Genomic DNA, 17583 nt, shown 5'->3' with positions numbered 1-17583 from the left:
CTCTCGCCCGGTCGGTTAGCGCCGGCGAGACAAACATGTCAGCAGGTTCGTTGCTCTTACTTCTTGGTTGCTCTTATTACTTGTCCGGCGGCGCGGGGCCGTCGGCCTTGCCGATTTCCAAATGGTCGAGCCAGCCGTCCAACTCGCCGCGCATTTGCGTCGCGCAGCGTCGATACAAATCGGCCGTGCCGCCGACCGGGTCCGAAACATCGGTCCCGTCGCGGCGCAATGGATGGGTCCGATCGGCGGCTTCGGGCCACTCGCCCAAGATCGCTTGCCGGTGCGATCGGGTCATGGTCAAAATCAGGTCCGCTTGCCGGACCAGTTCCTCGGTCAGCGGCTGGCTCTCGTGCCCGCCCAGTTCCAGTCCCGCCTCGCTCATCACGCGAATCGCCTCGCTGCTGGCCCGGCCGCCATTCATCGCGGCAATGCCGGCCGACATCACGACCACGCCCCGCTCCTCGACGTCTTCGATCGCGCAGCCCAGCCGCTCGGCCACCGCGGCGCGGAACATCGTTTCGGCCATCGGACTGCGACAGGTGTTTCCCGTGCAGACAAACAGCACCACGCGACTCGACAAGCGGCGAATGGTTTGCGAAGACACGACACCCACGCTCATCATTTCAAAGGAATTATCGTCGACCCAAATCACGCTCGGCGACTGGGCGTAACGGCTGCGGCCGTCATCCAACACCAATTGTACGCGGGCGTCGAGCGACTCGATCACCTCTTGCGCCGTCACCGCATGGCCCGACCCGGCGCGCGGCGCTGGACAAACCACCAACGGCCCCGCCAACAATCGCAATACTTCATGAATCGCGGGGTGCGCCGGCACGTGAATGCCCACGCGCCCTTGCGGCGCCAATGCGTTCCGCACCGCCGGCGACAACCGCGCCAACAAACTCTCGGGATGGTGATCGTTGGCCACCAGCGTGACCGGCCCGGGCCAGCACCGCCGGCCCAGCCGACGCCCCATCGCGCACAAATCGGGAACATAGTCGAGCGCCTCGTCGGCGCTCTTGACCGCCAGCGACAACGGCGGCCCGCCGGCGTCGGCGACCGCCCCCTGGGCACTCTGCTCGGCTCGAATCTGGGTCAAGCGATCGACCGCTTGGCCGTGCAACCCGCTGACCGCCAGCAGGTAAACCGTTTCACTGGGAAACGCCACGACCTGACCTTCGACCAATGTTTGCACCGCGCGATGCACCACGTCCCGACGATCTTCAGCGCTTTTTAAATCGATCAAATAGGCGTGCATAGGCTGACGAACCGCAGGTCAATTCCAGGCGCAACATAACCTGGCCGGTCGACCGCGCTTGCGCCCGCCCGCCGCCGTTGCCTGTAGCAAACTGATGATTCTCAAACCAAGGCGCGCGGCAGGATGCACATCGCCCCCGGCAGCCGACGCTACCGGGACGAGCGCGGTGACGCCTCGCGACAAGCCAAGGGGCCGCTTGGGCGACCGGCCCGCCAAAAACCAGACAAATATTTTAGGTCCAGTCGCTTGCCACGGTCAAGAAGCATTCCACCCATCAGTGGGGGTGTGTGGGTTGTTCCTCAAGCGGGCCAAACCTACGATGAATTCTTTCCATGCAACCCGCCGCCGATACCCACTGCGGCATTAACTCGCTGAGATCAATCGGTTTATGGCCCGCATCGTGTTAGCCATGTCGGGCGGCGTCGACTCAAGCGCCGCCGCTTACCTGCTCAGGCAAGCTGGCCACGAGGTGATCGGCCTGTTCATGAAGCACGGCGTGGCCGAGTCGGCAACCGCGTGCCAATCGACCGGTGCAACTAACGCCGCGGCGCACGGAACTGCCACTGGCTCGACGTTCAACCTGCCGATCGTCAGCCTGCCAGGCGAACCGCAACACGGCTGCTGCACCGCGGCCGACGCCGCCGACGCGCGCCGCGTGGCCGATGCCCTCGACATTCCGTTCTACGCGCTGAACTTTGACGAACAGTTCGGGCGCATCGTCGATTACTTCGTCGACGAGTACATCGCCGGTCGCACACCGAACCCGTGCGTCGTCTGCAACAACTGGCTCAAGTTCGGCAAGCTGTGCGACTATGCCGACAGCGTCGGCGCCGAGTTCATCGCCACCGGGCACTATGCGCAGCTCGACGCTGGGCCGCGACCCGTGCTGCGGCGCGGCATCGACCCGTCGAAGGACCAGTCGTACGTGCTGTTCGGCGTGGCACGCGAACGGCTCCAGCGGATCATGCTGCCGATCGGCGGCTACCGCAAAAGCGAGGTCAGGGTCATCGCCCGACAGGCCGGCCTGCGCGTGGCCGACAAGCGCGACAGCCAGGAAATCTGCTTCGTCACCGACAACGACTACGCGGGCTTTGTCGAGCGCCGCCTGCAAAGCACCGGCCACGACGTGCTCGATCGCGGCGGCGAGTTGGTCACCGTCGAGGGGGACATCGTCGGCCGCCATGACGGCGTGCAGCATTTCACCATTGGCCAGCGCAAGGGATTGGGCGTCGCCTTTGGCGAGCCGCGCTACGTGGTGCGCATTGACGCCGACACGCGCCGCGTCGTGATCGGCACGCGCGAGCAACTGGGTCGCACGCGGTTCACGGCCAATCGCGCCAACTGGCTGATCGACGCGCCCGAGTCGCCGTTCGAATGCGCGGTGCAAATCCGCTATCAAAGCCGGGCGGTGCCGGCGCGGGTCACGCCGCTGGCCGACGGCCGGCTCGACTTCGAGCTGCACGAGCCCGCCACCGGCGTCGCGCCGGGCCAAGCGGCGGTGTGCTACGCCGGCGATCAAGTGCTCGGCGGCGGCTGGATCGAATGACCGCCGCGCTTGCGCGCTGGCCGCCGACCGGACAATCTGTCGCGGTTCAGCGCCGTTAGCCAGATTCCTCTCCGAAGTGTAATCTGGTTGACGCTTTGCCTTTCGGCGAAGTTGTTAGGATCGGCGGCATTAACTTCGCATACTCTCGCGCCCTGATGAACGACACTCCTTCGATGACGACCGCCGAGCCGACCACGCCCGCGATCTCGGACGACGGTGCAAGCGGAAACGCCGCGCCGCCCCGTTCGGCGCTGGGCGATTACACCGTCACCAGCCGGGTGATCTTCATCAGCGCGCTGACGGTGTGTGTCGGCTTGATCTGCGCCTTGGTGTCGCTGGGGCTGCAGCGGCTGATTGCGCTGTTCACGAATCTGTTCTATTTCCAGACCTTCAGTTTTGCCGAGTCCGCGTCGCCGGCAAATCATCATCTGGGCTATTGGTCGGTTCTGGTGCCGGCGGCCGGTGGCTTGATTGTCGGACTGTTGGCGCGGTTTGGCACCGACCGGATTCGGGGCCACGGCATTCCCGAAGCCATCGAAGCGATCCTGATCGGGCGCAGCCGCATGTCCCCCAAGGTCGCGGTGCTGAAGCCTTTGTCCTCGGCGATCGCGATCGGCTCGGGGGGGCCCTTCGGCGCCGAGGGCCCCATCATCATGACCGGCGGCGCGTTCGGCTCGCTGATCGGACAGTGTTTTCACCTGACCAGCAACGAGCGCAAAACCCTGCTGGTGGCCGGCGCCGCCGGCGGGATGTCGGCCACGTTCGGCACGCCGCTGGCCGCGGTCTTGGTCGCCATCGAGCTGTTGCTGTTCGAGTGGAAGCCGCGCAGCTTGATCCCCGTGGTGCTGGCCAGCGCGGTGGCCACCGCGGCACGCCCGCTGTTGCACCTGGGGGCCATGCCACTGGTCAGCGTGCCGCTGCACGGGGCCGTGCCGTCGACGATGATCCTGCTGGCCAGTCTGGTGGCCGGCCTGGGGACGGGCGTGTTGTCCAATCTGGTCACGCTGGCGGTCTACACGGCCGAGGACTTGTTTCACCGCTTGCCGATTCACTGGATGTGGTGGCCGACGCTCGGCGGACTGGTGGTTGGTCTGGGCGGTTTGATCGAGCCCCACGCCCTGGGCATCGGCTATGACGTGATCTTCGACGCGCTCAAGGGGAACTACGTCATCGGCGCCGCCCTGGCGTTGATGATTGTCAAAGCGATCATCTGGGCCACGGCGCTCGGCTCGGGCACCTCGGGGGGCGTGCTGGCCCCGTTACTAATGCAGGGCGCGCTGTTCGGCGGGCTGTTGAGCGGCGTGCTGCCGGCCGACGATCCGCGCTTGTGGCCGCTGGTTTGCCTGGCCGCCATGATGGGCAGCACCATGCGCGCGCCGCTGACCGGCGTGATCTTCGCGCTGGAGATGACCTATGACCTGCGGCTGTTGTTGCCGATCTTGATCGCGACGTTTGTCGCCTATGGCTTCACCGTGCTGACCATGCGCCGCTCGATTCTCACCGAGCGAATCGCGCGGCGCGGCCGGCACGTCAGCTACGAGTTCACCATCGACCCGCTCGAACGCGTTCGCGTGGCCGAGGTAATGACGACCAACGTCGTGACCGTGCCTGGCGGGCTGGGGCTGCACGAACTGGTCCACGACTATTTTCTCGGCCACGGCGCTTTGAAGCATGACGGCTATCCAGTGGTCGACGACGCCGGCAAGTTGTTGGGGGTGGTCACGCAGAGCGATCTGCTCGAGGAATGGTATCAGGCCGCCGCCAATCCCCAGGCCGAATCAAGCCCGATCGTGGCCTATGACCTGGTCGCTGATCCGCCGTTGACGATCACGGGCAGCGATACCTGTCGCGCGGCCGCCGAGTTGATGGCCGAGCACCATGTCAGCCGGTTGCTGGTCGTGGCCGACGACGCGCCCGAGCGACTGGTCGGCGTGATCACCAGCGGCGACTTGCTGAAGCCGCGGGTTCGCCAGCTCGAAGAAGAGCAACTCCGCGAGCGGGTTTTCTCGACCCACCTGCCGCGCTTCCCCCGCCGCGACGCCCCGGCTCAGTAATTGGCGGCTGCCGCCAGCACGCCAATGGCAACGCGCCAAGTGGAGAGCTATCCTAAACGGCTCACCTGAACATACCCCTCGCTCGCGGAGACGCTCCCGATGATTCATCGCACGCTGTTGGTTGGCTCGCTGCTGGTGATCTCCTGGTCGAGCGCGCTATGCGCTGCCGCGTTCGCTGCCGAGCCGGCCAAGAAGCTGCTCGTCGTTACGGTCACCACCGGGTTCCGTCACGGCTCGATTCCCGTGGCTGAAAAGACCTTGGCTGAACTGGGCGAAAAGAGCGGCGCGTTCAGCGTCGATTTTGTCCGCGAGCCTCGCCCCCGTCCGCAGCAGCCCAAGAAGCCACAACGGGCCGCGGCCGACACTGACGAAACATTCAAGGCGAAAGAATCGCAATACCAGAAGGACGTCGAAACCTGGAAGCCGTTCGACGCCGGCTGGCAAGCCGACGTGGCCAAGCTGCTGGCCGAGCGGATGTCGCTCGACGCGCTCAAGCCCTACGACGGCGTGATCTTCGCCAACACCACCGGCGACCTGCCGCTCCCGGACAAGCAAGGCTTCATCGACTGGCTCCGCTCGGGCAAGGCGTTCATCGGCATGCACTCGGCCACCGACACGTTCCACAACTTTCGCCCGTACATCGACATGATCGGCGGCGAATTCGACGGCCACCCTTGGCATCAACTGGTAACCGTCAAGAGCGAGGATTCGAGCAACCCGGTCGCCACGTCGTGGGGCTCGACGTTCGAGATCACCGACGAAATTTATCAGTTCAAGTCCTACTCGCGCGACGACAAGCAAGTGCTGATGAGCTTGGACGCGACGAACGACGGCCGCCCCAAACAGAAGGCCAAGCCCGACGGCGAACCGCTTGGCTTCTTCGAGCGCGGCAAGCGCGCGGATCGGGATTATGCCGTGGCTTGGGTCAAGCCAATCGACAAGGGGCGCGTTTTTTATACCTCGCTCGGACACCGGGACGAGGTCTGGCGGAACCCGCAGTATCAACAGCACGTGCTGGCGGGCATTCGTTGGGCGCTGGACGCGCCGGCAAAGTAACTCGCTCGGGGTGCTTTGCTTCCGCGCGTTGGGCAGTGCGCGGCACGATCGGCAACACCACGCGCACGCGCCGCCCGGGGCGCGGCTCGCCCGCGAAGCGCACCGTAACCGGCACGGCCACGGCCCACCGCCGCGCGCCCAGTTGCAACATCCGCCGGTTGAAGCCGCGCACCAAGGCCTGGGCCTCGAAGGCCGAGTAGCAGCCCGGGTCGGCCAAGGCCACGATGTTCGCTTGCGGCGGCACATCGCTCCACCGCGAGGGCTGCCAGCCGTCGCAACGGGCGATCCAGACGCGATACCCCACCGGCTTTTCCACGCTCGTTCGCCCCATCGTTGCCGCTCCTCTCACTGGCTTGCCTTCGCGCTGGAATTGGCCGGTATCACACGCGGAATTGACAATTCACAGCCGACGGTTAATATACATTTGTTCACTATCGTGTCAACGGAAAAGTGCGGACTATTTTCGCGCCGTTTCTGCACCTTTGGGTCACTGCCGGCCGTGGCTTCCCTTGCCGAAAACTTGCAGCAGTTGATGGCCGTCACCGGTCTGCGGACCGCTGACGTGGCCCGGGCCAGCGGGCTGGGCGTGCGCACGGTGAAGGGAATCTTGCGCGGCGAATCGGCGCGCCCTCACGCCACCACGTTGCACGCCCTGGCTGAGGGACTGGGCGTCGAGGTGCATGAGCTGTTCGAGCCCGGCGCGCGGCGGACGGCGTTCGACCGCGCGACCAATCCCCTCGTCGACCAGGTGATCGCCGAGCAGCCGCAACTGTTCCACGGCTGGTCGCCGGCCGACTTCGATGAACTGTACAGCCGCTTTGGCGCGGGCGGCGCGCTGACCCACGACGGGACGATCGAAGCGACCGGCACGATGAACCGCAAACGTCAACATCTCCGCCGCGCCGCGCTGGTCCTCGAAAGCGACGAAGCGGATCTGCTCGCCTCGATGATCGATCTGCTATACGAACGAATCCTGGTCGTCCCGCGCGAGGCGACTCCGCAAGCAGCAACAAACGCGCCCGGCGCGTCGCCACCTTAACTTGCCGAGACCGGGTAGCAGCCTCCAAAGGCCCAGCCGTTCACCGCCCGGAACGCCCAAATCAGCCGGCCGGCGTCAAGCATGTCGTCGCTGGCCAGCAGGCCGACATCCTGGCCGTGAATTTGCATCTTCACATCGCCGACCGTGGGTCCAATGAGATTGAGCGTGAACGAACCGCCGGCGTACATCACGCTGTCGAGACGGCCGATGACTTGCGACATCCGATCGCGCTGGACCGCGACCATCGTCACCTCGTCGTCGCCGGTGCCGTAGTTCCAATAGCTCATGCTCGGCATGTGAATGAAGCCCAGCCCGCCGCCGTAGCCGCCCCACGAGCCTGGGCGTGGCCCGATGTTCTCGCCCCACACCCCTTCGGCGTCGGGGGCCATGCGCACGAGCGCGCCTCGGTCGGCGGTCGTACACATGCCGAACCCCTGGTCCGGCACCGGCGTCGGGCCGTTCAGGTAGTAGGTCCGCTCGAACAGATGATCGGGCTGGACCATCTGCAACACCACTTGCCCTTCGATCGACGTCACGGCGTGAATTACGGACGCCGTGTCCTCAACCGGGCATTTCATGATGGCGAAGGCCGGAATCGTCTCGCCGCTCTGGTTCTGAAACGGAACGTCGTAGATCGGCTGCATGCTCAAATTGCCTTCCGTTGTTCGAGGGCGCGCTGGCGCAAGGTGAACTGGGCTTGCCGCCACAGCGCGCTGAAGCGTCCGGCCTGACGTTTGGCCTGTTGGGTTTGCGTCTCGCCCGACAATTCCATGCCGGCCGAGGCGGTGGTCGTCGCGCCGCGCGCGTCGATTGACCAGACCACCATCGCCACCAACCCGTCGAGGTCGATCGGCTCGATGCCTGAATACCGCCGCCACTGGGGCGAAGTCGCCGCCACGGCTTGCTCGGCCGCCGAGAGTAGCGCGTCGGCCTGGGCATCGAGCAGCGCGACATTGTCGGCAACCGACGTCAGACTGTAATCGCTGGCGTAGCGCAAGACCTTGGTCAGCGTCAGCTCGTCGTGCAGCAAGTACCGCGGCAAGGTGCCGAGCGCTGGGCCGTCGCTGTCGCGCCGGCGTTCGTAGCGTTGGAGCGCGCCGGTATCGGCGTCGCGCACGGTGAAGCTCGCGCGCCACACCAGCGACGCCGGCAGCCGCTCGTAGTCCGCGCCATTGACTCGCCAACGATAGACCGGCCGTTCGAAGCATACGATCGCGCGCCCAGGATCGATCGTATACGCTCCCGCATAGCGCGCTCGGGCGGCATACTCGTCGCCGGCGGTCTCGTTCAACGGCGCGACGGCCGACACCACGTTGCCGTCCGCATTGTCCGTGCGCGGCAAGGGATAATCGAGTTCCGCCCACACGCCCCAGACCACCGCCCGTCGGGGCAACACGGCCGAAGTTCCCGCCAGGGCATCGCTGACATTTTGCTGATCGACTTGCGTCACGTCCAAGGGGACAATCTGCGTGAGCTTCGTCACCCCTAGCGGCGCCAGGCTGCTCGACACCAGCGCCCCGTCGGGGTTTACGCCCGAGACCATGCCGCAGACCCGATACCAGCGATAGACGGTCGCCCGAGCCAACTCGCGCGCACGCCCATCGTCGTCGGCCAGCGTGTTGAAGCTCGGCACGTCGGCCTTTGGCCAACCGCCGCTCGGCGCGTACGACAAATCGTCGATCGGTCGCACCGAGCCGTCGGTATCGAGCCCGACGGGTTCGAGCGCCAAATCGACCTGATAGCGCGTCGGGCCGCCAACCACGATAAAGGCGTCGGGCCGCGCCACGAGCGAGACCGCCAGGCTGCCCGCCTGGGCCGAAGCGCTGCTCGGCAAAGCGCTTCCCATGCCCCAAGGCACGACCGCCACCGTGTTGTTGAGTTTCACCACCACGCGACAGCCGAGCCGATCGACCAACTCGGCCAAGGCTTCGGCCGGCGGCAAGTAATTCCATTCGACCGTGGGCCGCGCGTCGTTCGGCACGGTGGAAAGGTCGTAACCCGTCTCGCCGAGCGCGGCGAGGCAGAGGGTCAGCAGCTCGCGAGGCGTCCTTTCCGAGCCAGCCACAATCTCGGTCCCGGCAATGCCGTCGTTGGTCGTGTCTTGATAGATGTTGTAGCGCCCCGAGATTTGCCCCAGCCCTTGCCAGCGCCAACGCCGGTCGAGCAATTCGAGCACCCAAACGACGCCATGTTCGTCCGCGCGCACCGCAGTGCTCACGACTTTACAGCCCGGAAACACGAGCGTTGTCGCGCTGTAGCCGAGCGTCAGATCGCCGATCGTGGTGGTGAACGGCTCTTGCGGGGCCAATTCCAGCGTGAACCGATTCGGCGCGACGCCGTGCGACCAGACCACCCGCGCCGCCAGCGGCGTCTCGATGCCCGGAAAGGCGATGCTCGGCACGTAGGTTGTCTCGGACATGGTCGTTGATCCTGGGGTCAGCCGTAGGTCAGGCTTTAGCTTGACAATAATGTTCAAAACAAGTTGATCGAGGCCTCTTTCGCGAACAGCAACCACAATGTTGTCAGGCCAAGGCCTGACCTACGGTTTGTCGTCTGCGAAACCCTCACTATGGCGACAGGGTCGGCGCGCCGCTCAGCGCTGACGCCGACTCGAACTCGTACACCCAGCGGACTTCGTACTCGATGTTCGCGGCACTGTCGCCCGTGCCGACGCGCTTCGGCGCTTGATACGACAGGCTCGACGATTCCTGATGCAGGTTCGTGGGAAAGAGCGGAGCCGACGGGCTGGGGTAGCCGCCGAACCCGACGGCGCGTCCTGACTGGACGACTCGTTGCGGCGACTGGGCCTGCAACTGCTGCTTGACCGGCGGGCCGCTCAGCGTGGGCAAGTAGACCCAACGCGCGCCGCCGCCCATGAACGACAATGTCTCTTCCCAACTGACCAGCACACTGGCCGCGTCGGCCACGGGGAACATCGCTTCGAGCACCAGCGAGTAGCTCCGCCAAGTCGTGTACTCGGCCCCTTCGCCGCTAGGGAATTGCGGCGGCTGGATGACTTGCACACCGCCGAGGGAATTGGAGGTAATCAAGCGATGCGACGAAGCGGTCGCGCCATCGTCGAACAGCAGCACGGCATCCTGTGCCGGCGTGGCGTACGCGGTTTGCAGGGCGTCGATCGCCGTGCTCAAGGCTGCCGCATCAGCCGCCTGGAGCACGCCGGCCACGGCCCAGCGCTCGCGGACGCCCAGCGGCGTCCGCTGCGCGGTATAGACCGTCTCGCGCGTGATGGCCAGCGCCGCTTCGCCGAGCGCGTGTCGATAGCTGCCATAGACGAGAATCACGGGATGAATCCTTTGCGATGCTGAAAATGTTTCAGGTCACGCCTGAAACGCTGACTTGCAATTCGGCCGCGCCGCCGGCGCGATCGACCTGCCCAGCCAGCGCCAGACCGAGGAACTGGCGTCCTGGTGTGGTGGGCGCAATCGGCAGTGGTTGCCAGCGATCGAACCGAAACACAACCCACGCGGCTCCTTGAACCAAGCTGAGCGTGGCCGGCCCGGGCACAGGCGTTGCGTGCAAATCAACGGTCTCGCTGGTCCACGGCAGCCAGGCCTCGAACGTCACCACCCGCTTGCCAGGGGTCGCCCACGTGGCCAGCCGTGAATTGACATAGCGCTGCCGAAGCTGGCGATCGATCCGCAGGTGGAACCTTTCCAGCGGTCGCTCGGCCCCGGCAAACGTGAACGTCGCGTCGCCGAACAAGAATGGCTGCCCTGTACCGTAGATCACGGGCGGAAACGTGCTGGCCTCGCCAACCGTTTCGCCATGCGCGATGACGTCGATGTGCAAGGTGACCGGTTCTTGCCGCGCGGCCGAGATTTCGACCCGAGCCGCGGCGCACTGGTCATAGGTCAAGACTTCCAGCGTGTTATCGACGACCAGATACCGTGTCGCTACCTGGTCAACCGGCGCGAAGTTGCCATCGTCACCGGCCGGGCCAACCAGCCACGGCAACAGGGCCAGCCAATCCGCCGGTGTCGGAAACAAACGCACTCGTCCGCCGACCGCGATCGTGCCGGGATAAGCCTGTGTGGCTAGCGCGGCGTCCCCGCTGCCGAGACCGGGATTATTTCGTTGCGAAGGTTGCGCGCGCAGCTCGACCGCGTCGAACTCCAAGCCACGCCGGGCCGGCAGCTCGGTATCGATCGCCAGTTGCGTTGCAAAGCCAGTCGCCACGATGCAATTCCTGTTTACCTGCCAAGAGCAGACGACACATTTCCGTAGGTCAGGCTTCAGCCTGACGATATTGTGCGAACAAGCCGTTCGAGAGTCGTTTGCGAGAATTGACCACAACAATGTCAGGCCAAGGCCTGACCTACCTCGCCGCTTACTTTCCAAGACCAGACAATCCAGGCGGCACCTTAACTGCCGCGTGGTTCGCGAGCGATGAACCGCAGCACCACCGCCGAGTGCCAGACATTCCGCAGCCAAGCCTCGGCCGCCACCACCGGCTCGGGCTCGACCACGCAGGTCAACACCTCGTCGACTCCGGCCAGGCGTTGATGGCGAAAGGCCCGTACGATCCGCTCGCGCCACACCAGGTACAGGCTCCGCCGGTCGGCCGACATTTGATCGGCCGCGGCCACGATCGCCACGCCAACCGGATAGCCGACCGTATCGCTCCGATTCGTGGCGGCCAGCGTCTCGTTCGATTCACGCCCCAGCGGACAAACCAGCACGGCCGGCAGCGCCGGAATCCGCTCGCCCACCGACTCGCGCAGCGACGGCAGCGTGCGGATCGCCACCGCCGCCGGGCGCAAGCCGGGGAGCGCGAGCGCGCGAATCGCGGCCTGCACCTGCCACGCACAGCGTTCATAAACCGAGCGCGGCGGCGCGCGCCGCGGCGACAACTCGTCGAATAAACCACCGACGTTCATTCGGCCGCTCCCTGTTGCTGGGTGACTCCGTCGTCGGTGATCGCCTGCGTGGTCAGCACGGTCGTCCCGTCGTCGGCATAGGTGACCAGCGTGTCGATGTCGCGGCGTGCGCGCTTGAAGAACCGCCGCCAAAGTTGAACGAGCATCTGTGGGAAAGTCGTCGCCAGCCCGGTCGGCGCGGCCACGCCGATGGCGTCGAGCCCGTTACTGGCCAGCGCAAAGCCGGTCTTGTCGGCGACGGTCATCGCGCTTCCCACGGCGGCTGGCAAGGCGGGCAACCGATCGGTCTGAGCCTGGATGGCGACAATTGCCGCGTTGTTGGGCGCAACGTAGGACGAGGCCGGAAACAGATCATTAAACTGCTCGCTGACCGTGAACAGCGAGACGAGCCGGTCGCACCACTCGGCGCCGGCCGCGTCGTGAAACAGGACGTCGATACGATCGGCGTTCATCTCGTCGCTGGTCAGGGCGATTTGCACCAATGCGCCCGAGGCCGTCGGTAGACTTGTAAGATTTGTCAACGCGCCACCATCCTTGCTGAGCTTCACGTCTCCGGAAGCTAACGTCGGCGGCGCGGCGAACACCCGGCCGTCGGCTTGCGACGCCAGGCCGAGGGCGAACTGAAAGGCGACGCCTTTTTTGGGAGGATTCAACGTCATTTACCAGGCTCCTGCGCTGATGAGTTGATGCTGGGCCAGGTTGCCGCCCGGAGGGGCCGCGCCGACCTGGACGGTGGCAAAGTTCACGTCAACCGGAGTGGTGTTGGTCGCCGTGTAGGTCAGAGTCGAGGTGACGAGCGCCGGCGCGCTTTGACCCGCGCCGTCGGTGGTGCGCGTCAGATTGACCGTCGCGCCGCTTAAGATGTCGACCAGCGTGCCGCCGCCGCTGGTCCAGCCGCCGGGAGCTGGCGCGTCGCCGATCGCGCCGGTCCAATCTCCCAGGCTCCAATGCCCCGCGTCGGGGGACGCGCTGCCGGCGCTGTCGAGTGAAATGACGCACGTGGCCGGCGCGCCGGTGACGGCGTCGGCGCCGTCGGCGAACGACGTGCTGGCAAAGCTGATCGGTGGCGACGAGTCAGGATGGAGCGTACTCGAGTCGTTGAATGTCGGCGGCGACTGACCCGAGCCGGTCCCATTGCTCTGAAAGACCAGGCTCCCCGAACTGCTGCTGGCGGCAGCGAAATTCGCGCCGCTGACCAGGGTCCAATGACTGGGCGCGGGCGTGTCGTTCACGCCGCCAGTCCAATCGTCGATCGTCCAACTGCCAGCGCCAATCGTGTCGGTCGGCGTGACCGTGAACGTGGCCGGCGCGGCCGCCGCCGGCGTGGCGCCATCGGCAAAGTCGGTGTGCAACGCGCCGTCCCAGACGTGGGGCGCCGTCTCGACCAGGGCCAGCCCGTCGTTGGTGATCGCCAACAGGGGAACATTCCCATTGGCAAACGCGCCGGTCAGTTCAATGGTCAGGCCGCCGGCAGGTGACCAATCGCCAGCCAGCAGGGAATTGCCCGACCCCAACAGCGCATCGAGCGCCGCCTGGTTCGAGGCCAGCGAGCCGGTCGGCGACATGCCGATGGTTGTCGTCCCGGCGCTCAATCCCAGGCCGCCGCTGTTGGCGTCGTGATCGAAGCTGAGCTTTTGGATGGTGTTCATGGAAGAAGAGGGACTAGGAGTTAGGGGCTAGGGAATACCAACCAAAGCCGTCATTCGAGTAGGCGCTGGCCCACGACGCGCCAGCGCGAGCTGAGCGTCAATGTTTCAATCGCCGCGACGCGCCATTTGTCGCTGCGCGCGTCGGTGATGATGTCACCCAGCGTCGGTTGATAATCGCCCGCTGTTGAGGTCGGAATCACGAAGGCGCGTTCCGTGGCCGGCACGTTCAACACGCCGCCGGCCGCCGACTGGCTGGCGCTTTGGCCGCGCACCAGCACGCCCGCCAGCGTGTGTCGCGCGCACTGGGCCGTCGACACGACGATCGTCTCGACGCCGTCCCAGACTTGGTGATCGCCGGCCACGTTCGGAGTGGTCATGGCTACGTCGTCCCCCGGCTTTGCACCTCGACCGGGTCGGCCGCCGCGATTTGGGCGTTCAGCTCGGCAAGCTGCTGCGTGTAACTATTGAACAGGCTCTGCCAGTCGACTTGCTGGCCGTCGATCGCATAGCTCGGCTTCGGCTGGGCCGTGATGCCCGCCAAGTTGGCCGCGATTTGATCGCGCGTGGCCAGCAAGTTTTCCAGGTAGGTTGGCATCGGGCGAAGACCTCAATAAGGCGGAGTCCTCTAGGAACTGGTCATCAGTCGCGGGCGATCAACACCCCTCCCTGTCAGGGAGGGCAGGGGGGAGGGTCAACGCGTCGCAGGCCAGAGGAGCCTCAGCCAATGACAATGGAAGCATCCTTGGCCGTTAACGCGTCTACCCTCACCCGGCTTGCTGCGCTCGCCGACCTCTCCCTGGGAGGGAGAGGTGTTCGGCCATAGGCCGAAGTGCGTGCGCCTAGTTCGTGCTCTTCACCACATAGCGCGGGTTGAGCACGGCGGCCGCCCCTCGTTCGCTGGCTTTGAACCGCACGACAATGTCGGCGTCGAAATCGGCGTCGCTGTTCATGGGAGACTGGGTGACGGTGATCGGCCAGTTTTCCATGTAGGCGAACGCCTTGCGGAAATCGCCCAGGAACCAGTACTGCCGCGCGTTGGCTTCTGAAACCCCCGCCGCCAGCAACCGGCGATAGGCCAGCCGGCTGTCATAGACCTGGTAATCGCCCAACGGGTTGCGCGCGATGGCCGTCGAGGTCGGGCCCCCGCCGGTCGTGTAGCGCAGCTCGGGCGCGTAGAACACGCGGTGCGCCGCGTGGCGATAGGCTGGCATGACCAGCACCGTGTTCGGCTGGACCAGCACTGGCTCGCCCGTGTTCGGATCGAGCATCTCGGCGAACAGTTGCTCGGCCGCGTCGACGTTCGTCCAGTCGGCCAGCGCGTTGCCGCTCTTGACGTTCACCCACGCGCCGCTGCTGGCGTACGTGTTGTACGCCGTGCCGCGCCACTTGTAGTTGTTCGTCGTGCCAATCACCAAATCGAGCAGCCGCTTCTCCTTGTTCAAGCCCAACAGCTCGCCGACCTCGGCGGCCCGGGCCAGGACCAGGTTGGTCCGATCGAAGAAGATCGCCTCCTTGGTCACCGGCACGATGAAGCCGCGCTTGGACTTTGAGGGCGTCTCGATATAGTCCTCGCCGAAGCCGAGCGAAGGGTAGGGCATGCCCGGCGCGATTTCGTCGATGTCGTCGGCAATCCGCGTGACGCCGGGAATCTTCTCGCCGTCGAGCCGAGTGGGAACCGTGTCGACCAGCTTCGAGACGACGAACGCCTCTTGCGTATAGGCTTCCATCACCCGGGCGTAGATCACCTGGCCGGTGATGTTCAAGAACGCCGACACATCAACGCCGTCGCTGGCTTCGAGCAAGCTCGTGCCACCGCCGTTGCGCGGGTCCAACGAGCGGACCCAATGATGCCCGTCGGGAACCAGCGCCTCGGCCAGGTCGCGCAGGCTGAAACTTTCGGGTTGCAGCACTTTGTCGCGCAGGGCTTCCGCCAGGTGGGCCGTGGCCCGCTGAACTCCGTCGAGCTCGCAGCGTCGCTTGATCTCGCGATATTGGATCGGTTTCACGTCACATCTCCTTGCTAGGTTTGTTAAATGCTGAAGGGATTGGACAGCGCGGTCGTGCCGCGCGACGCGGCGATGACTACAGCGCCGCCTGCGGGCCGCCATACATCAGCGTGCTGACGATGTCGACCAAGACTTGCGAACCGGCCGGGTTCACCAGCTTGGCACAGCGGCCGATCGTTTCGTTCATGGCCGAGACAGCCGCCACTTGCTGATTGGCCAGGGCCGTCGTCCCCGTGGGCTGCTCGGGGCCCAGCTTGTCGCCGACCATGAATGTGGCCGCGGCACAGTCAAACTCGAACACGCCGGTCGTCGCCACGCGGATCGGGTTGACGTCCCCGACGCGCGAACGCTGCATGGCCACGCCGGCGAACTTGGCGTGAAAGGCCTGCTGGTTCGCCGCCTTGCTGCCGGCGTCGGCCAGCGCGGCCGCGGGCAGGGCCGTGCCGCTGTCGAGGTAGACCAGGTCGCCGATCTCGAGCACCGTGCCACTCAGCACCGGCAGGACCACCGGATTGGTGTCCCCATATCGCCATCGCATCGTGTCAGCCATGTCTTGCACTCCTGGGAAACAAAAGTTGAAAAGAGGATTGAGGTCAGCGTTACGGCGTGCCCTAGCCGCCGGTGATGGCCCGGGCGAACGAACGGCCATCGGTCACCGGCGGTTCGTGGGTTTCGTTCCACAACTGGGGGCGCGAGACGGGTCGGCTGGTCGCGGCCGCGCCGGGTGTCCATTGCCTGGCCGATTCGATCAACTGCGCCCGTTCGGCCACCAGCCGGCGAACCGCAGCTTCGTCCGGCGCGGCTTGCAACTGTTCAAGGAACCCTTCGCCCAACACCCGCCGCGCGGTCGCATCGGCCGCGTCGGGATCGGGCAGTTGGTGTTCCGCCAGCACCCGGCGGCACAGCGCCCGGCGCGTGCGGGCCGCGTCGGCCCCGCGCCATTGGCGGACCTCGGCTTCGAGCTGCTCGGTCAACGATCGTTGCTCGCCCAGCAGCTCGGCAATCAAATCGGGGCGCGCGGTGCGCAGTTGTTCGAGCGTGACCGACGCCAGCGTCGCTTCGCGCGTCGTCGTCGCGCCGCCAGCGACGGTCGACTCGAACAGGCCGCGCGTCGTCGCCGGGTCGGCCACCAGATCGACGCTGATCACCCGGGCGATCTCTTCGACAAGCTGCTGGTCGCCGTGGCGAGCGACGCGGGCCTGGACATTGTGCGAAAACCCGACGTTCTCGGGAGCGTGCTCGGCGTCCCACGCCAACTGGCCGGCCAGGGCGTGCTGGGGATTGAAGTGCAGATCGGCGAACAGCCCCTCGGGGCGAAACTGGACCTGGCGAATCACGCCGATCCGGTCCTGATAGTCGCGCGGAGCGCCGGGATGACCCTTGGGATGATTGACGTTGACCTTGGCCCCTTCGTACAGCGCGATCGCGCCGCGCAGCGCCTCGGGCCGGTAGCTGCGCCCATTGCGCGATTCGAGTCCTAGCACCTTCACGCCGCGCAGGACGCCCAGCTCGCGATCGACGCGCAACGTCAGGCCCCGCGAATCGAACCGTTCGATCACCGTTTCGTGCATGGTTGCAAATCTCCTGAGCAAATAAAAAAGCCCGCCGCAAAATCCCGGGGGAGTCTGCGGCGGGCTCGTGGTCGATACCTGGTTCCCGTGGGAATCAGGCTCGCTGCGATACCGTTAGTATTCTGGCAAGGCGTCGGTCGGGCCGACGCGCGGTCACTCGTTTACTGTTCAACGCTCGATGCGTTCGATGCGTCGTTTGAGTTGCTGGATCACGCCGTCCTGGACGACGATCTCGATCGCCGCCGTGCCATGAACGCCGCGCTGCAAGACTTCACGCAGAACCTGACTCCAGGCCGATTGCAATTGCTCCAGCCTGGTGACGTTTCCTGGTGTTTCGCAGCACGTTTTCATGGTGTCGCACGATACTGAAAAGTGGCTTCGCGCTCCAGGAAAGTTTTAGGCCAGCGAAGATTTTTTTCTTGGCATCAATCTTAAGGTGACCCAGACACCGCGATTGTCCGGACTAGGAAGATTGAATCTAGCGCGAGTTGGCAATGACCCTTCTC

19 protein-coding genes are annotated in these 17583 nt (G+C 65.4%); 5 read left to right on the top strand and 14 right to left on the bottom strand.

The window, feature by feature from the left end:
* Positions 1–76 precede the first annotated feature (76 nt).
* A complete protein-coding gene (locus tag JSS27_02595) occupies positions 77–1258 on the bottom strand; it encodes a Sua5/YciO/YrdC/YwlC family protein (protein ID MBS0207819.1) in 1182 nt (393 codons plus the stop codon).
* A 388-nt stretch (positions 1259–1646) separates the two neighbouring features.
* Between JSS27_02595 and mnmA the strand changes: the two genes are divergently transcribed.
* The 5 genes from mnmA to JSS27_02570 all read left to right on the top strand — a co-directional run bounded on the left by mnmA (position 1647) and on the right by JSS27_02570 (position 6953).
* A complete protein-coding gene (gene mnmA, locus JSS27_02590) occupies positions 1647–2804 on the top strand; it encodes a tRNA 2-thiouridine(34) synthase MnmA (protein ID MBS0207818.1) in 1158 nt (385 codons plus the stop codon).
* 173 nt (positions 2805–2977) lie between these two features.
* Entirely contained in the window at positions 2978–4858 is a 1881-nt protein-coding gene (locus tag JSS27_02585) for a chloride channel protein (GenBank protein MBS0207817.1), read from the top strand.
* A gap of 99 nt (positions 4859–4957) precedes the next feature.
* Entirely contained in the window at positions 4958–5914 is a 957-nt protein-coding gene (locus JSS27_02580; GenBank protein ID MBS0207816.1) for a ThuA domain-containing protein, read from the top strand.
* 35 nt (positions 5915–5949) lie between these two features.
* Positions 5950–6114 carry a hypothetical protein gene (locus JSS27_02575; GenBank protein ID MBS0207815.1) on the top strand — a complete coding sequence of 55 codons (165 nt, stop codon included), beginning with the start codon at positions 5950–5952 and terminating at the stop codon, positions 6112–6114.
* Between the two features lie 299 nt (positions 6115–6413).
* The gene (locus JSS27_02570) at positions 6414–6953 is read left to right on the top strand and encodes a helix-turn-helix transcriptional regulator (GenBank protein MBS0207814.1); all 540 of its coding nucleotides are present in this window, start codon (positions 6414–6416) and stop codon (positions 6951–6953) included.
* Here JSS27_02570 and JSS27_02565 read toward each other — a convergent pair.
* The 13 genes from JSS27_02565 to JSS27_02505 all read right to left on the bottom strand — a co-directional run bounded on the left by JSS27_02565 (position 6950) and on the right by JSS27_02505 (position 17428).
* Positions 6950–7597, bottom strand: coding sequence for a hypothetical protein (locus tag JSS27_02565; GenBank protein ID MBS0207813.1), 648 nt, complete (start codon positions 7595–7597; stop codon positions 6950–6952). The genes JSS27_02570 and JSS27_02565 overlap by 4 nt on opposite strands.
* 2 nt (positions 7598–7599) lie before the next feature.
* Positions 7600–9372 carry a hypothetical protein gene (locus JSS27_02560; GenBank protein MBS0207812.1) on the bottom strand — a complete coding sequence of 591 codons (1773 nt, stop codon included), beginning with the start codon at positions 9370–9372 and terminating at the stop codon, positions 7600–7602.
* A 148-nt stretch (positions 9373–9520) separates the two neighbouring features.
* The gene (locus JSS27_02555) at positions 9521–10255 is read right to left on the bottom strand and encodes a hypothetical protein (GenBank protein ID MBS0207811.1); all 735 of its coding nucleotides are present in this window, start codon (positions 10253–10255) and stop codon (positions 9521–9523) included.
* 31 nt (positions 10256–10286) lie between these two features.
* Complete coding sequence (locus JSS27_02550) at positions 10287–11150, bottom strand: hypothetical protein (GenBank protein ID MBS0207810.1); 864 nt, start codon at positions 11148–11150, stop codon at positions 10287–10289.
* A 185-nt stretch (positions 11151–11335) separates the two neighbouring features.
* A complete protein-coding gene (locus tag JSS27_02545) occupies positions 11336–11851 on the bottom strand; it encodes a hypothetical protein (protein ID MBS0207809.1) in 516 nt (171 codons plus the stop codon).
* Positions 11848–12510, bottom strand: a complete 663-nt coding sequence (locus JSS27_02540) for a hypothetical protein (GenBank protein MBS0207808.1) — start codon at positions 12508–12510, stop codon at positions 11848–11850. Before JSS27_02540 ends, JSS27_02545 begins: the two co-directional genes overlap by 4 nt.
* Complete coding sequence (locus JSS27_02535; protein MBS0207807.1) at positions 12511–13500, bottom strand: hypothetical protein; 990 nt, start codon at positions 13498–13500, stop codon at positions 12511–12513.
* Between the two features lie 50 nt (positions 13501–13550).
* Positions 13551–13877 carry a hypothetical protein gene (locus tag JSS27_02530; protein MBS0207806.1) on the bottom strand — a complete coding sequence of 109 codons (327 nt, stop codon included), beginning with the start codon at positions 13875–13877 and terminating at the stop codon, positions 13551–13553.
* Between the two features lie 2 nt (positions 13878–13879).
* Entirely contained in the window at positions 13880–14095 is a 216-nt protein-coding gene (locus JSS27_02525) for a hypothetical protein (protein ID MBS0207805.1), read from the bottom strand.
* A gap of 244 nt (positions 14096–14339) precedes the next feature.
* A complete protein-coding gene (locus JSS27_02520; protein MBS0207804.1) occupies positions 14340–15506 on the bottom strand; it encodes a hypothetical protein in 1167 nt (388 codons plus the stop codon).
* Between the two features lie 76 nt (positions 15507–15582).
* Positions 15583–16056, bottom strand: coding sequence for a hypothetical protein (locus JSS27_02515; GenBank protein ID MBS0207803.1), 474 nt, complete (start codon positions 16054–16056; stop codon positions 15583–15585).
* A gap of 61 nt (positions 16057–16117) precedes the next feature.
* Positions 16118–17077 (bottom strand): hypothetical protein, encoded by a 960-nt coding sequence (locus JSS27_02510; GenBank protein MBS0207802.1) that lies wholly within the window; start codon positions 17075–17077, stop codon positions 16118–16120.
* A gap of 168 nt (positions 17078–17245) precedes the next feature.
* The gene (locus JSS27_02505; GenBank protein ID MBS0207801.1) at positions 17246–17428 is read right to left on the bottom strand and encodes a hypothetical protein; all 183 of its coding nucleotides are present in this window, start codon (positions 17426–17428) and stop codon (positions 17246–17248) included.
* Positions 17429–17583 lie beyond the last annotated feature (155 nt).

Source organism: Planctomycetota bacterium, assembly GCA_018242585.1.
Classification (GTDB): Bacteria; Planctomycetota; Planctomycetia; order Pirellulales; family PNKZ01; genus JAFEBQ01.
The sequence above is the reverse complement of the archived record's forward strand: the minus strand, read 5'-3'. Positions and strand labels throughout refer to the sequence as shown.

What these genes read in the sequence shown, in the direction of transcription:
- JSS27_02595 (MBS0207819.1), bottom strand. Translation starts at nt 1,258, where the DNA reads ATGCACGCCTATTTGATCGATTTAAAAAGCGCTGAAGATCGTCGGGAC.
- mnmA (MBS0207818.1), top strand. Translation starts at nt 1,647, where the DNA reads ATGGCCCGCATCGTGTTAGCCATGTCGGGCGGCGTCGACTCAAGCGCC.
- JSS27_02585 (MBS0207817.1), top strand. Translation starts at nt 2,978, where the DNA reads ATGACGACCGCCGAGCCGACCACGCCCGCGATCTCGGACGACGGTGCA.
- JSS27_02580 (MBS0207816.1), top strand. Translation starts at nt 4,958, where the DNA reads ATGATTCATCGCACGCTGTTGGTTGGCTCGCTGCTGGTGATCTCCTGG.
- JSS27_02565 (MBS0207813.1), bottom strand. Translation starts at nt 7,597, where the DNA reads ATGCAGCCGATCTACGACGTTCCGTTTCAGAACCAGAGCGGCGAGACG.
- JSS27_02560 (MBS0207812.1), bottom strand. Translation starts at nt 9,372, where the DNA reads ATGTCCGAGACAACCTACGTGCCGAGCATCGCCTTTCCGGGCATCGAG.
- JSS27_02545 (MBS0207809.1), bottom strand. Translation starts at nt 11,851, where the DNA reads ATGAACGTCGGTGGTTTATTCGACGAGTTGTCGCCGCGGCGCGCGCCG.
- JSS27_02540 (MBS0207808.1), bottom strand. Translation starts at nt 12,510, where the DNA reads ATGACGTTGAATCCTCCCAAAAAAGGCGTCGCCTTTCAGTTCGCCCTC.
- JSS27_02535 (MBS0207807.1), bottom strand. Translation starts at nt 13,500, where the DNA reads ATGAACACCATCCAAAAGCTCAGCTTCGATCACGACGCCAACAGCGGC.
- JSS27_02530 (MBS0207806.1), bottom strand. Translation starts at nt 13,877, where the DNA reads ATGACCACTCCGAACGTGGCCGGCGATCACCAAGTCTGGGACGGCGTC.
- JSS27_02525 (MBS0207805.1), bottom strand. Translation starts at nt 14,095, where the DNA reads ATGCCAACCTACCTGGAAAACTTGCTGGCCACGCGCGATCAAATCGCG.
- JSS27_02515 (MBS0207803.1), bottom strand. Translation starts at nt 16,056, where the DNA reads ATGGCTGACACGATGCGATGGCGATATGGGGACACCAATCCGGTGGTC.
- JSS27_02510 (MBS0207802.1), bottom strand. Translation starts at nt 17,077, where the DNA reads ATGCACGAAACGGTGATCGAACGGTTCGATTCGCGGGGCCTGACGTTG.
- JSS27_02505 (MBS0207801.1), bottom strand. Translation starts at nt 17,428, where the DNA reads ATGAAAACGTGCTGCGAAACACCAGGAAACGTCACCAGGCTGGAGCAA.